This window comes from Bradyrhizobium sp. 154, assembly GCF_023073875.1.
Taxonomy (GTDB): domain Bacteria; phylum Pseudomonadota; class Alphaproteobacteria; order Rhizobiales; family Xanthobacteraceae; genus Bradyrhizobium.
Genome location: NZ_JADPKG010000021.1, coordinates 40,472 through 53,891 on the forward strand (window position 1 = coordinate 40,472; position 13,420 = coordinate 53,891).

Below are 13,420 nucleotides of genomic sequence, written 5' to 3' on the forward strand. Positions count from 1 at the left end.
ATGACATTTTGTCGCACGCTTGCAAGCCTCCTGCTCTCCGGCACGTTCGCGCTCGTGTCCGGCGCGCACGCCGCCGGTATCACGGTGCACGACGCGCGCAATCGCGACGTCGCCATCACCGATTTCGCACGCACGGTCTCGATCGGCGGCGCCATCACCGAAATCCTCTATGCACTCGGCCTGGAGAGCCGGCTGGTTGGCGTCGACACGACGAGCCTCTATCCGGCGGCGGCGCTGCACGACAAACCCAATGTCGGCTACATGCGCCAGATTTCCGCCGAAGGTGTGCTGGGCCTCAACCCGACGCTGATCCTGGCGATCCAGGGATCGGGCCCGCGCGAGACCATGAACATCCTGGAGGCGGCGAAGGTGCCGCTGGTGCTGGTGCCCGAGACCTTCTCCGAGGAAGGTCTGATCGAGAAGATCAAGCTGGTCGGCCACGCCATGGGCGTCGATGCGCGCGCCGAATGCCTGAGCGCTGCGGTCGGCACCGATCTCGCGCAGCTCCGCGCGTTGCGTGCCAAGGTGACGAAGCCGGCGCGCGTGATGTTCGTGATGTCGCTCCAGAACGGACGCGCCATGGTCGCCGGCCGCAAGACCGCGGCCGACGAGATCATCCAGCTCGCCGGCGCCGCCAACGCCGTGGACGATTATGATGGCTACAAGATCATCGGCGACGAGGCGATCGTGGCAGCCAAACCCGATGTCGTGCTGTCGATCGAGCGCGGCAACGATTCGCTCCAGGCCGAAGCGGTCTATGCCCATCCCGGCTTTGCGCTGACGCCGGTTGCGTCCAACAAGAGTTTCATCACCATGGACGGACTCTATCTGCTCGGGTTCGGGCCGCGCACGGCCGCGGCCGCTCGCGATCTCTCCGTCAAGCTCTATCCGACGTTGGCCGAACAGGGCGGCGCGTTCACGTCGGCCCTGTCGGCGGCGAATTGCCGGCAATGAGTGTGGCGGTCGGGACGGATGCGCAAAGCCGGCGACGACGCGCCGCACGACGACGTGCCGCATCGTTCGCGCTTCCCCTTCTGGTCGTGCTACTCGTGCTCACCGCCATCGTTGCGCTGACGGTTGGCGCGGCCGGTATTCCTCTCTCGCGACTGCCTGCTGCGCTCGGCTTTGCCGGCAATACGATCGCCGACGCCATGACGGCGCGTGACCAGCTCGTGCTGTGGTCGATCCGCATTCCCCGGATCGCAGCGAGCGCGATGGTTGGCGGTCTGCTCGCCGCGGCCGGCGCGATCATGCAGGGGCTGTTTCGCAATCCGCTCGCCGATCCCGCGCTGGTCGGCGTTTCCAGCGGCGGCGCGCTCGCGGCGGCGAGTGCGATCGTCTTCACCGATTCACGCTTCGGCGAAGCGCTGCGCTTCCTCCAGACCGAGCTGTTGCCGCTCGCGGCCTTTACAGGTTCGCTGACGACGACCGCGATCCTCTACGGCATCTCCAGCCGTGCCGGGCGAACCTCCATCGCGATCTTCCTGCTCGCCGGCGTCGCCATTGCCAATGCCGGCATCGGGCTGCTGGTGTTCGTCGCCGACGACCGCCAGCTCCGCGACATCACGTTCTGGCTGCTGGGCTCGATGGGCGGCGCGACCTGGACCAAGGCCGCCGTGCTCACGCCGATCCTGGCCGTCGGGCTTGCGGCCTGCGCCTTCATCGCGCGCGGGCTCGATCTCCTGGTGCTCGGCGAAGCCGACGCTTTTCACGGCGGGGTCGACGTCGAGCGCCTGAAACGGATCTCGATCGTCGTGGTTTCCGCCATGACCGGCGTTGCCGTGTCGATCAGCGGTGTCATCGGCTTCGTGGGCATCGTCGTGCCGCATCTGCTCCGCCTCGTCGTCGGACCGGCGCATCGCCTGCTGCTGCCCGCCTCGGTGCTGCTTGGCGCTATTCTGATGGTCGGCGCCGACACGCTGGCGCGCACCATCGTGGCGCCTGCGGAGATGCCGATCGGCATTTTGACCGCGGCCGTCGGTGCGCCGGTCTTCCTGGCCATCCTGCTGCGGCAGCGTGGGCTCGCCTCGCTATGAGCGCCGTGATCGAGGCGCGATCCTTAAGCAAGCACGCCGGCCGCGCGACGCTGCTCGATGGGGTTGGCCTGCATGTCGCGGCCGGCGAGATGGTCGCCATCATTGGCCCGAACGGCGCCGGAAAGTCGACGCTGCTGCGGCTGCTCTCCGGCGATCTCCGCCCGAGCGAGGGCGAGGTGCGGCTGAAGCAGCGCGACATCAGCAGCTTCACGCCGCGCGCCGCGCGCCGCGCCATGCTGTCCCAGCACATCAACGTCACCTTTCCCTTCACCGTCGAGGAGATCGTGCTGATGGGCGCGGGCGATCGCAGCTCGCGCGAGGCGAGCGCGCTCGTCGATGCCGCGCTGGACGAGGTTAGCCTCGCCCATTTCAGAGACCGGCAATTGCCGACACTGTCTGGCGGCGAGCAGCAGAGAGCCCATTTCGCCCGCGTGCTGGTGCAACTCGCCTGCGGCGAGGCCGAGCACGGCCCGGGACTTCTGCTGCTGGACGAGCCGACCTCGAGCCTCGACCTGCGCCACCAGATCGACCTCGTGGAAGCCGCGCGCCGCCGCGCGGCAGGCGGCACGGCCGTGGTCGCAATCCTGCACGACCTTAACCTCGCAATCCGCTTCGCGGACCGACTGATCGTGCTGAACCGCGGTAAGCTCGCCGTCGACGGCCCGCGGGCCGATGTCGTCACGCGCGAGATCATCCGCGACATCTTCGAGATCGATGCCGCCGTGCACCAAGGCGACGACGGCGTACCGTACGTGCTGCCGCAATCGATGCGAGCGGCTGGGCCTGCGCGATGATGCCCAGTTGGTTGGCGCAGAGCTTGCGGCGCACTTCACCTGTCCCTACGGGAGAGGTGAAGAGACACCGTCTAGCCGGCCGGTGCGATCACCATGCTCTTGTCCTTCGGCCAGCGGATGCGCCAGGCGAAGTTGATGTCCTTGGACTCGCCGGGCTTGGCGTCGAACGACCATTCCAGCACGCCGCGCTTGTCGCGAATGTTGCTCGCGGTGGGCGGCGTGCTCGCGGGCAGCATCTCGACCACTATGTCCTCGTTCTCGCTGACCGGAAGCTGATCCTCGATCGCAATCTTAATCGGGAAGTCGTGTCCATTGCGGATCGTCGTCTTGAACGCGCGCTCGTCGGTCTTCGACGTCGTGACAAGGAGACCCGCCGACCCCTCGTTGCGCTTGAGCACCGCGCGCTCGATCTTAACCTTGTCGTCGGCGCCGAAGCCGAGCCGCACGATGTCGTCCTTGGCCGACGCCGTGATCTTGCCGCGGCCGACGAAGACGCCGTCGCGGTAGATCGCGACCTTGCCCGGCAATAGAGTCGCCTCGTCGCTCTGCCTGAAGCTGGCTTCGAGGAAGGCGGTCGGGTCCATCACCGGGGCGGCCCGCACCGCCAGATCGGCGGGCACATTCACCGAAGCGATACGGAGGCTCTTGGCGCCTTCGGCGGCGCCGAGGCTGACGCGCCCGGGAATCTTGAAGGTGGCCTGGAAGTCACCGATCTCGGCAACCGCCTGCTGCTCGTCAGCGCGTTCACGCGGCTCGGCCGATTCGGCCATTTTCGAAAGATGGGGTTGCATCTGACGTGCAACCGGCGCGGGCCGCGCCGGATCTGAGACCGTTCCTGCAGCCACCGGTCTCGCCACCTGCGGATATTGCGCGACCAGCGAATTAAGCTCCGGGGCGCTGCCGCCGCGGCTGATGCGAACGGTAGAGACGCCGAGCGTGACGTTGGACCAATCCTCGCCGGTTGATTGCGTGACCTCGGCGCGGCGCACCAGCTCGAGCTGCGGCTTGCGGTCCTTGGCGCCGGTGTCGAGCCGGGCGTCATAAAGCGGCAGCCAGCGCGCATTGCGCACGGTATAGGTCACCCGCAGCGTCGCCTTGGTCGCGGCTGCCGAGGCGACGTCGATCCGCACCTCCAGCTTGCTCGGCGGCTTGGCCGAACGCTCGGCCTCGAGCTGCGCGATCTGCCGATCGATCTCGCGCTGTTTTCGCGCGGCCTCGCGGATCGCAGTGTCGGCGGTCGCGATCTCCTCGGCGACGGCGGCAAAGGCCGCGCGCCATTCGGTGATCGGCCGGGCGTCGCCCTTGTCGCCGAGACCGGCAGGCGAGGCTTCGGCAAAGTGCTGCGCAAATTTGCGCCGGGCGGTGGCCGAGTCGATGACACCTTGCAGATCGGCGCGCTGATCCTTCAGCGCCTCTATGCGCTTGTCGAGCTCCGGCAGGTTCACCGGCGGCGCCGCACGCGGCGGTCGCGCGTCGATGGTGCCGATGGTCAGCTTGGCGCCCGCCTCGCCTTCGACGCGGAGGGAGGACGGATCGAGCGAGAGCGGAAAGTCCTTCGCGACCAGCGTATTGTCACCAGAGGCCAGATCCAGCGCGATGACCCGGGTCACGGTGGCACCATCGGGATAGACGGTGACGGTGTCGATAGCCGATGTGGCGTCCACGTCGGCGGCCCATGACGGCAACGCCGCCGCCGTGGCCACCAGGACCAGACTCGTCGTCGCCAGATATTTCGCGATGGTACGCATAAATTTCCTCCCTGCCGATATCGACGCGTCACCAGCCGGACGCGCGAAAAGATGCCTCGCCATCGTGATGAGACGCGGCAGGGAAGGAACCGGTTCGATTGGGGTTTCCGTGGGACGCTGCGGCGGCGGCAGGGTGGCCGCGGAACGCGTTGTGGTCCCGCCAAGCCTCGGACATGGGCAGCCGAGCCCTGACCGAACATGCGGCGAAGCAGATCGGCCGGGTTGCGGGCGGCTTTCGGCAACACGCTGGCGCCGTAGCCCTCGATCGTCCGCGCGCTCAGATGCGTGCGCCGACGGTTTTTGTTGGTGAGGCGCGCAGCGAGATGTTCGAGCCGTCGCCTGCGCGCTTGGTCGGCGGTTCGCAGCCGGCCAGCCAGCGCTGGCGGTTCGCGCCGGGCTTGCGCGAACTCGTCAACGGCAGCATCGATCCGATCGACCATGTCGCGGGCGCGGAACGGCTTTCCGATGAAATCGGCCGCGCCGCAGGCTAGATTGTCTGCATGAACATGCGAAAGCCGGGCGCGCCGATCAGCGCCTCGAAATCGGGATCCCGCTTCTCCTCCGCGAACACGAATCCGGCCTTACTATAGGCACGTTCGGCGGGCTCGTTGCCGATCAGAAACGATATCGTCGCCCGGCCAAATCCAGCCGCCCGCCCTTTATCCAGCGCGTGCCGGATCAGCGCCTGCACCAGCCCGCGACCGCGATAGGCGGGATCGGTTGCGATATATTCTATCATCCAGTCGCCCTCGCCGCCCTGAACCCAGCAGGCGCGCGTATAGGCGCCGCGTCGACGGATGGCTTCCAGCTCCGGCGCGGCGAGCCCGGTTGCAGCGGCGACTTCCTCGATCGCGCGCCAGGCCGAAGGTCCGGTGCCGGCCGCCGGCAGCGCGGATAGCGCGGCGGCAGGCATGCCATCGATCTCGGCGATCAGGAATTGCGAGACGTGCCACATCGACACCGCGTCTGCGACGGTGATGCGCGCGATGAAATCGAGGCACTGCACTTCGGGCCAGCCGAGCGCGACGTCGAACCAGCCACGCGTGCGGTAGCCGCGCTGCGACGTCAGAATGGTTCGTGCGACAACACCGACGTCGTCGGGACGCGCTGACCGTATCGTCATGCGCGCCTCCATTGCGACGGCCTTACGTATTCTTCAGCGCAACGCGGAATTCGGCTTCGGTCTTGGCCTTGACCTCCTCGAGCGAGACGCCGTCGGCGAGCTCGATCAGGGCCATGCCGCCGTCGCCGTGCTTGTCGATGGTGAAGACGGCGAGATCGGTGACGACCATGTCGACCACGCGCTCGCCGGTGAGCGGCAGGTTGCACTGCTTCAGTAGCTTCGGACCGTCCTTGGCGGAATGCTCCATCACCACGACGACGCGCTTGACGCCGGCGACGAGATCCATCGCGCCGCCCATGCCCTTGACCATCTTGCCCGGGATCATCCAGTTGGCGAGGTCGCCGTTTTGGGCCACCTGCATGGCGCCGAGGATCGACAGATCCATGTGACCACCGCGGATCATGCCGAAGGAATCGGCGCTCGAGAAATAAGACGTGGAGGGCAGTTCGCTCACGGTCTGCTTGCCGGCGTTGATCAGGTCCGCGTCCACCTCGTCTTCATAGGGGAACGGGCCCATGCCGAGCATGCCGTTCTCGCTTTGGAGGCTGACGTCAATGCCGTCGGGGATGTAGTTCGAGACCAGCGTCGGGATGCCGATGCCGAGATTGACGTAATAGCCGTCGCGCAGTTCCTTCGCGGCGCGCGCGGCCATCTGTTCACGGGTCCAGGCCATCTAACTCTCCTGTAGTGCTTCATTGCGCATGATCTTGCCGGAAAATCGGTATCCACTTTTCCGGATCATGCGCGCCTTAAGCGGCGGGGCGCGGGCGGGTGTTGCGGAATTCGATGCGCTTCTTGGCCGTGCCGACCTCGACGATGCGCTTCACGAAGATGCCGGGCGTGTGGATGTGGTCGGGATTGAGCTCACCGGCCGGAACCAGATGCTCGACCTCGGCCACCGTGATCTTGGCGGCGGTCGCCATCATCGGGTTAAAGTTGCGCGCAGTCTTGCGGTAGATGAGATTGCCGGCGGTGTCGCCCTTCCAGGCATGCACGATGGCGAGATCGGCGAACAGGCCACGCTCCATCAGATATTTCTCGCCGTCGAATTCCTTTACTTCCTTGCCTTCGGCGATCAGCGTGCCGACGCCGGTCTTGGTGTAAAAGGCCGGGATGCCGGCGCCGCCGGCGCGAATGCGCTCGGCCAGCGTGCCCTGCGGATTGAATTCGAGTTCCAGCTCGCCGGCGAGGAATTGCTGGGCGAACAGCTTGTTCTCGCCGACATAGGACGAGATCATCTTCTTGATCTGCCGGGTTTCCAAGAGGCGGCTGAGCCCGATACCGTCGACGCCAGCATTGTTAGAGACCACCGTCAGGCCCTTGACGCCGGACTCGCGGATCGCGTCCGACAGCTCCTCGGCGATGCCACAGAGGCCGAAGCCGCCCGACATGATCATCATGTTGTCTTTCAGAATGCCTGACAGAGCCGACTTGGCGTCGGGATAGACCTTGTTCATGCAAATGACCTTCGACTGAACCTTCGGCTTGCGGGCGTCGCGCCTTATTGGCGGCGATTATTAGGCGAAATTCTCCGAAGCCGTCAATGATACGGGGTTCTCCGATCCGTGGCCGGGTGATAGAAGCTGCCCACGCCGTGGGCAGAATCGTCCGCGGCCTTGAAAGCGACAAGAAAACCCATCAAGTTGCGGGACTTAACATAATAAGGCTTGGGCATGGGCACGCAGGTTTCCCGACCCGCCCTTCTGGCTCCAATGACCAACCCGATCAGGACATGCCATTGACCATGGCCCAAGGAATGAAGCGCCTCGGGACGCCGATCGCGGCGCTGCTCGGCCTGGCGCTGATCGCCCTGATCGCGACCTCCTGGCTCATTAACCGTGACGCGCTGCGCCAGGCGGTGGAAGCGCAGATCCGCGACGTGACCGGGCTCGAGCTCAGTGTCGCAGGCAACATCGACATTTCGGTCCTGCCGGCGAGCTACATCTCCTTCCGCGACGTCGGTCTCAAGGGCGGCGGCGCCAACGATCCCGCGCTCCATGTCGACGTCCTCACCGCCAATTTGCGGCTGCTGCCGCTGCTGCTGCAACGGTTCGAAATCGCCGACCTGACGCTGCTGCGGCCGCGCATTCATGTCAGCCTGAAGCCGGACGGCGAGAGCAACTGGACGCCCTTCATCCAGACCATTGCGCGCACCATGAAGCCCGGCGCCGACAATCAAGTGTCGTTCTCCGAGATCAGGATCCAGGACGGCGTGCTCAATTACGAGGACGTTGCCACGCGCGCCACCGAGAAGCTAGAGGACATCGACCTGTCGCTGGCCTGGCCCTCGATCTCGCGCTCCTTCGCCGCGACCGGACAGTTCGACTGGCGCGGCGAGCGCGTCGATGGCTCGATCACCTTTTCCGATTTCGTCGCCGCCCTCTCCGGCGAGCGCTCAGGATTGAAGGCGCGGATCGCGAGCGCGCCGCTCAAGCTCGCCTTCGACGGCAGCGTCGCCAACCGCACCAGCCCGATGATGGAAGGCACGCTCACCATCGACAGCCCGTCGTTGCGCAATGCGCTGCGCTGGACCGGCCAGCCGCAGCCCGCCAGCGGCGGCTTCGGCCGTTTCGCGCTGAAGGCGCGCGCCAATGTCGTGGGTGCCTCGATCGCGCTCACCAACGTCAATGTCGAACTCGACGGCAATGCCGCTGAGGGCGTGATGACCTACGCCAATAACGGCCGGCAGACGCTGCAGGCGACGCTCGCCGCCGACGCGCTCGACTTCACACCCTATATCTCGACCTTCCGCCTGCTCGCGAGCGGCGCGCGCGACTGGAACAGGCAGCTGTTCGATCTTAACGGGCTCTCGACCACTGACCTCGACATGCGCCTGTCAGCGGCAAAGCTGACGGTCGGCCCGTCGAAGCTCGGCCGCACTGCGATCGGCGCCAATTTGCGGAACGGCACGCTGGCGCTCTCGGTTGGCGAGGCCCAGGTCTATGGCGGCATCGCCAAGGGCTCTTTCGGCATCGCGCGCGCCGACAGCGTCGCCGACATCAAGGCGCAATTCCAGTTCACCGACGTCGATCTCCAGGCTTGCGCCTCCGAACTGTTCGGCCTCAACAAGCTGTCCGGCCGCGGCAACATCAACGTGTCGCTCTTCGCCTCCGGCTCGAGCCCGTTCGGCCTCGTGCAGTCGCTCGACGGCAGCGCCACCGTCACCGGGCATGACGGCGCGATCTCCGGCTTCAATGCCGAGCAGCTGCTCAAGCGGCTGGAGCGGCGGCCGCTGTCGGGCGGCGGCAATTTCCGCAACGGCTCGACCCCCTACGACAAGCTCACCATCGCAGTGAAATTCTCCGACGGGATCGCCACCGCCGAGGACATCCGCATCGAAGGACCCGCGGCGAAGATCACGCTGACCGGCACCGCCTCCGTGCCGACACGCGAATACGACATGAAGGGCGTCGCGAGCCTCAACACGACGTCAGGCTTTCAATTGCCCTTCATGGTGCAGGGGCCCTGGGACGATCCCCTGATTTTCCCCGACCCCGAAAGCCTGATCCGGCAGTCGCCCGCAGCATCTCCCTTCCTCGATCTCCTGAAGCAGCGCATTACCGGTGGCGGAAAGCGCCCGGCGCAGGACGGATCGCCGACGGCGGAGAACGCGAAGGAGGGCGCCAAGTCCAACTAGAGTGATCAACCTCGCTCTCTTAGGCTTGGCAGCCTGCGCGCGACAGGCTCGATTTGCCAAATCCAACAGTGCGACGGATTTCATGCAAACGCGGCGTCAAGCGGCCGATTGCGTCGTCGAGATCCAGCTCTTGTCCTCGTGCACCATGGTTGCCCCGTCGATCTTCGTCCCGGCCGCGACCTTGATAGTGCCGCTCTGTCCCAGTTCACGGGCCAGCACCTCGCGGTCACAGGCGTCCTCCCACAGCGAAATGGTGATGGACGCGACACAGTTGCTGATCATGCTGGTCAGCGCCCGCGCCTCCGACATGAAGCGGTCGATGCCAACAAGCAGCGCCAGGCCGGGCACCGGCAAATCCGGCATGACCGAAAGGGTCGCGACAAGCGCGACGAAGCCGCTGCCGGTGACGCCTGCCATTTCAACAGGGCTGAAGGGGAAACGCTGACAGTTTGCCCGCTAAGCGGTGCAAGTCCGTTCCCCGACGAACCTGAGTTCCTGGATCAATCGGCCCGTTTGCTTCAGAGACATTTTGGCTCCCGCAGCCGGAGCGCCGCGTCGCTGCGAGCCGGCTGCGTTGCGTTCAGTCCTCATACCGCTTACAACAGCTGAGTCTTTCGCTGGCGGCGAGCAGGTGTGTGGAGCTGCGCATGGGCAGGCCAAGCCAGAACGCACAAGGCGAATTGATCGCTGCGAATTGATGCGGCGATTGGATCGATACGCGGGTCAAGCATCTCCGCGAGGCTCCATCCCACGACATTGGTCTGACAACATGGCGCTAGATCAGACTTCCGCCATGCGCTAGTGTTTTAGACGGCCGGCTAAAAACACCGGCCGTTTGAGGGAGAAAAACGTGAGATCCAAGGTTATTGGCGCAGTATCATTGGCGGTCGCTGCGGTTGGGCTTTTCGCCGCCACTGCACCCGCCTTTGCGCAGCAGAAGACGATTACGGTCTGGTGGGGCAAGGGCTTCTATCGCTCCGAAGACGACGCGCTGATCGAGACGATCAAGAAGTTCGAAGCCAAGACCGGCATCAAGGTCGAATTGTCGCAGTACGCGATCCAGGACATGATTCCGAAGACGGTCGCGGCGCTCGATGCCGGCACGGTGCCCGACGTTGCCTACTCCGACTCCTATGACGTGCAGGCGCAGGGCAAGTGGGCATACGAGGGCAAGCTCGAGGACCTCACGGATGTCATGGAGCCGATCAAGGGCCGGTTCGTGCAGAACACGCTGGACGCGTCGATCCTCTACAACGACGTGACCAAGAAGAAGGCCTATTACGGCTTCCCGCTGAAGCAGCAGAGCATGCACGTCCAGATCTGGAACGACATGCTGGAGAAGGCCGGCTTCAAGCAGAGCGACATTCCGACCGATTGGACGGGCTACTGGTCGTTCTGGTGCGACAAGGTGCAGCCGGCGATCCGCAAGGCGACCGGCCAGCGCATCTATGCCGTGGGCCAGCCGATGGGCGTGGAATCCACCGATGCCTTCCAGTCGTTCTACACCTTCATGGACGCCTACCACGTCAAGCTGGTCGACGACGACGGCAAGCTGCTGGTCGATGATCCCAAGGTCCGCGAGAACCTGATCAAGGCGATGAAGGACTACACCGACACGTACATCAAGGGCTGCACGCCGCCGTCCTCGACGACGTGGAAGGATCCTGACAACAACGTTGCCTTCCACAACAAGACGATCGTGATGACCCACAACTTCACGATCTCGATCGCGGCGAAGTGGTTCGAGGATTCGCAGAACCAGGCCCTCACCCAGGAACAGCGCGACGCCGGCAAGAAGGCCTATGAACAGGACATCATCACGGCGTCCTTCCCCAAGGCGCCGGATGGTTCGACCATCCGCTACCGCTCCGACGTCAAGACCGGGCTGATCTTCACCGCGGCCAAGAACAAGGCCGAGGCCAAGCAGTTCATCAGCTTCCTGCTCCAGGAAGAGAACGTCCGTCCCTATATCGAGGGCGCGCTCGGCCGCTGGTTCCCGGTGACGAAGGAAAGCCAGGAAAGCCCGTTCTGGCAGGCTGACAAGCACCGCAAGGCAGTCTACACGCAGTTCAAAGGCGGCACCGCCGCGTTCGACTTCACCAAGAACTGGAAATTCACGATTCTCAACAACGAGAACGTGTGGGCGAAGGCGATGAACCGGGTGGTGAGCGAGAAGGTTCCGGTCGACAAGGCCGTCGACGAACTGATTGCCCGCATCAAGCAGGTCGCGGGTTAAGTCGTCCGCCCCTCTCCCCGCGTTGCGGGGAAAGGTATAAGAACAACACCGGCCGCGTTTCGCGGCCGGCTTCTCTTTGAAGAGTTCGAAAAGAATGGCGATCACGCTCTCTGGCGATCAGGCAATTCCCGGCCCGCCTCTGTCGTCGCGGCTGACCCCGGCGCAGGTCTGGGGCATCGTGCTGCTCGCGCCCTACCTGCTCGTTTTCCTGGCCTTCGTCGTTTATCCCGTCTGCTATGGGCTGTGGCTGGCGCGCGCTCCGGCGAACTACGTCGCGCTGTACAACGACCCGATCTTCGCCCGCGCCGCGGTCAACACGCTGATTTTCCTGGTCATCGGCATCAATATCAAGATGCTGATCGCGCTGTTCTTGTCCGGCTTCTTCGCCCAGCAGCGCACCTGGATCAAATGGCTCTCGGTGATCTTCATCCTGCCCTGGGCGGTGCCGTCGATCCCGACCATCCTGTCGGTACGCTTCATGCTCAATCCCGAATGGGGCATGATCAACCACCTCATCTTTTCCTTCACCGGCGATGACGGCCCGAACTGGCTGAACGATCCGACCGTGGCGCTGAGCATGGCGATCGCCGTGCACATCTGGAAGTCGCTGCCGTTCTGGACGCTGATCCTGATCACCGGCCGACTTGCGATCTCGCACGATCTGTTCGAGGCCGCCGAGGTCGACGGCGCGAGCTGGTGGCAGAAATTCCGCTACATCACCTGGCCGTCAATGCAGACGCTGTACGTCACCTGCACGCTGCTCTCGATGATTTGGACGCTCGGCGATTTCAACAGCGTCTATCTGCTCACCGGCGGTGGCCCGGCCGACCTCACGCACGTGCTGTCGACGCTCGGCATCCGCTATCTCCGGCTCGACCAGCTCTCGCTGGCCATGGCGTCGATCGTCTGCGCGATGCCGTTCGTCCTGCCGCTCGTGTACTTCATGATGAAACGGTTGTCGCGATGAAGCTCCCCGGCGTAAGCGAATTTTCTTGGCGTGACGTCGCGACCGAAGCGCGGCTGCTGCTGATCGGCATCCCCGTCTTCCTGTGGACGATGATCCCGATCTATCACATGTTCCTGTTCGCGATCTCCCCGAAGGAGGACGCGTTCTCGGGCAAGCTGTGGCCGGATCATCCGACGCTGCATAACTTCGAGATCGTGTTCAAGCAGCAGCATTACTTTCTGCGCGACTTTTACGTTCAGTTCTGGAATTCGACGGTGATCGCCGTCTCCGTCGGTGTGCTGACGCTGTTCATCGCAACCGCGGCGGCGTTCTCCATCTCACGGCTGAAGGTGCCGGGCGGACGCACCGTGCTGAACCTGGCGCTCTTCACCTATTTCATCCCCGCCGCGTTCCTCGCCGTGCCGATGTACCGCACCATGGGCAATTACGGCCTGCTCAACAATCACTGGTCGCTGATCCTGGCCATGGTGACGATCGCCTCGCCTTACGCGATCTGGGTGCTCAAGCAGGCCTCCGACAAGCTGCCGGTCGAGCTGGACGAAGCCGCCGTGATGGACGGCGCGACGACGCTGCAGATCTTCCGTCTGGTCTACCTGCCGCTGATGATGCCCTCGCTGGTCGCGATCGGCACCTATGCGGTGCTGCTCGCCTGGAACGAATATCTCTACGCGTTCCTGCTGCTCTCCAACGACCGCGAGATCACCCTCCCCGTCGCGCTCGGCAACTTCCTCGCCGCCGACGATTCCCCGTGGGAACTGCTGATGACCACCGGTTTCATCTACGCGCTGCCGCCGGCCGCGGTCTATTACGCCTTCCGCCGCTACATGGTGGGCGGACTGACGGCGGGTGCGGTGAAGTCGTAGGCAAACTGGTCATTCC

The 13,420-nt window shown here is 64.6% G+C and carries 11 protein-coding genes and 2 pseudogenes; 7 read left to right on the forward strand and 6 right to left on the reverse strand.

From position 1 onward, the window contains the following. Genes IVA92_RS02255 through IVA92_RS02265 form a run of 3 tightly spaced genes read left to right on the forward strand, consistent with a single transcriptional unit; the run spans position 1 to position 2,830 of the window. Positions 1–954: a hemin ABC transporter substrate-binding protein gene (locus tag IVA92_RS02255; RefSeq protein WP_247280151.1), complete on the forward strand. Its 954-nt coding sequence runs from the start codon at positions 1–3 to the stop codon at positions 952–954. After that, on the forward strand, positions 951–2,036 hold the full coding sequence (locus tag IVA92_RS02260; protein WP_247280152.1) for an iron ABC transporter permease: 1,086 nt from the start codon (positions 951–953) through the stop codon (positions 2,034–2,036). Before IVA92_RS02255 ends, IVA92_RS02260 begins: the two co-directional genes overlap by 4 nt. Next, the gene (locus IVA92_RS02265) at positions 2,033–2,830 is read left to right on the forward strand and encodes a heme ABC transporter ATP-binding protein (RefSeq protein WP_247280153.1); all 798 of its coding nucleotides are present in this window, start codon (positions 2,033–2,035) and stop codon (positions 2,828–2,830) included. The genes IVA92_RS02260 and IVA92_RS02265 overlap by 4 nt, the downstream gene beginning before the upstream one ends. Before the next feature lie 71 nt (positions 2,831–2,901). Here IVA92_RS02265 and IVA92_RS02270 read toward each other — a convergent pair whose 3' ends face one another. From IVA92_RS02270 to IVA92_RS02290, 5 genes and pseudogenes are all read right to left on the reverse strand, one after another. Further along, positions 2,902–4,578, reverse strand: coding sequence for a mucoidy inhibitor MuiA family protein (locus IVA92_RS02270; protein ID WP_247280154.1), 1,677 nt, complete (start codon positions 4,576–4,578; stop codon positions 2,902–2,904). A 182-nt stretch (positions 4,579–4,760) separates the two neighbouring features. Beyond that, positions 4,761–5,060 (reverse strand): annotated as a pseudogene (locus IVA92_RS02275) (DNA-binding response regulator); the annotation flags it as partial. A 5-nt stretch (positions 5,061–5,065) separates the two neighbouring features. Further along, on the reverse strand, positions 5,066–5,701 hold the full coding sequence (locus IVA92_RS02280; protein ID WP_247280155.1) for a GNAT family N-acetyltransferase: 636 nt from the start codon (positions 5,699–5,701) through the stop codon (positions 5,066–5,068). A 22-nt stretch (positions 5,702–5,723) separates the two neighbouring features. Beyond that, on the reverse strand, positions 5,724–6,374 hold the full coding sequence (locus tag IVA92_RS02285) for a CoA transferase subunit B (protein WP_247280156.1): 651 nt from the start codon (positions 6,372–6,374) through the stop codon (positions 5,724–5,726). A 76-nt stretch (positions 6,375–6,450) separates the two neighbouring features. After that, positions 6,451–7,158: a CoA transferase subunit A gene (locus IVA92_RS02290; protein ID WP_008546160.1), complete on the reverse strand. Its 708-nt coding sequence runs from the start codon at positions 7,156–7,158 to the stop codon at positions 6,451–6,453. A 287-nt stretch (positions 7,159–7,445) separates the two neighbouring features. Here IVA92_RS02290 and IVA92_RS02295 point away from each other — a divergent pair, with 287 nt between their 5' ends. Continuing rightward, complete coding sequence (locus tag IVA92_RS02295; protein ID WP_247280277.1) at positions 7,446–9,338, forward strand: AsmA family protein; 1,893 nt, start codon at positions 7,446–7,448, stop codon at positions 9,336–9,338. Positions 9,339–9,434: 96 nt separating this feature from the next. Here IVA92_RS02295 and IVA92_RS02300 read toward each other — a convergent pair. Then, a pseudogene (locus tag IVA92_RS02300) lies at positions 9,435–9,752 on the reverse strand (cation:dicarboxylase symporter family transporter); the annotation flags it as partial. A 436-nt stretch (positions 9,753–10,188) separates the two neighbouring features. Here IVA92_RS02300 and IVA92_RS02305 point away from each other — a divergent pair. The 3 genes from IVA92_RS02305 (at position 10,189) to IVA92_RS02315 (ending at position 13,404) form a co-directional block, all read left to right on the forward strand. Further along, entirely contained in the window at positions 10,189–11,574 is a 1,386-nt protein-coding gene (locus IVA92_RS02305) for an ABC transporter substrate-binding protein (protein ID WP_247280157.1), read from the forward strand. 94 nt (positions 11,575–11,668) lie between these two features. Beyond that, the gene (locus IVA92_RS02310; protein WP_247280158.1) at positions 11,669–12,541 is read left to right on the forward strand and encodes a sugar ABC transporter permease; all 873 of its coding nucleotides are present in this window, start codon (positions 11,669–11,671) and stop codon (positions 12,539–12,541) included. After that, on the forward strand, positions 12,538–13,404 hold the full coding sequence (locus IVA92_RS02315; protein ID WP_247280159.1) for a carbohydrate ABC transporter permease: 867 nt from the start codon (positions 12,538–12,540) through the stop codon (positions 13,402–13,404). Before IVA92_RS02310 ends, IVA92_RS02315 begins: the two co-directional genes overlap by 4 nt. The last annotated feature ends 16 nt before the right edge of the window (positions 13,405–13,420 follow it).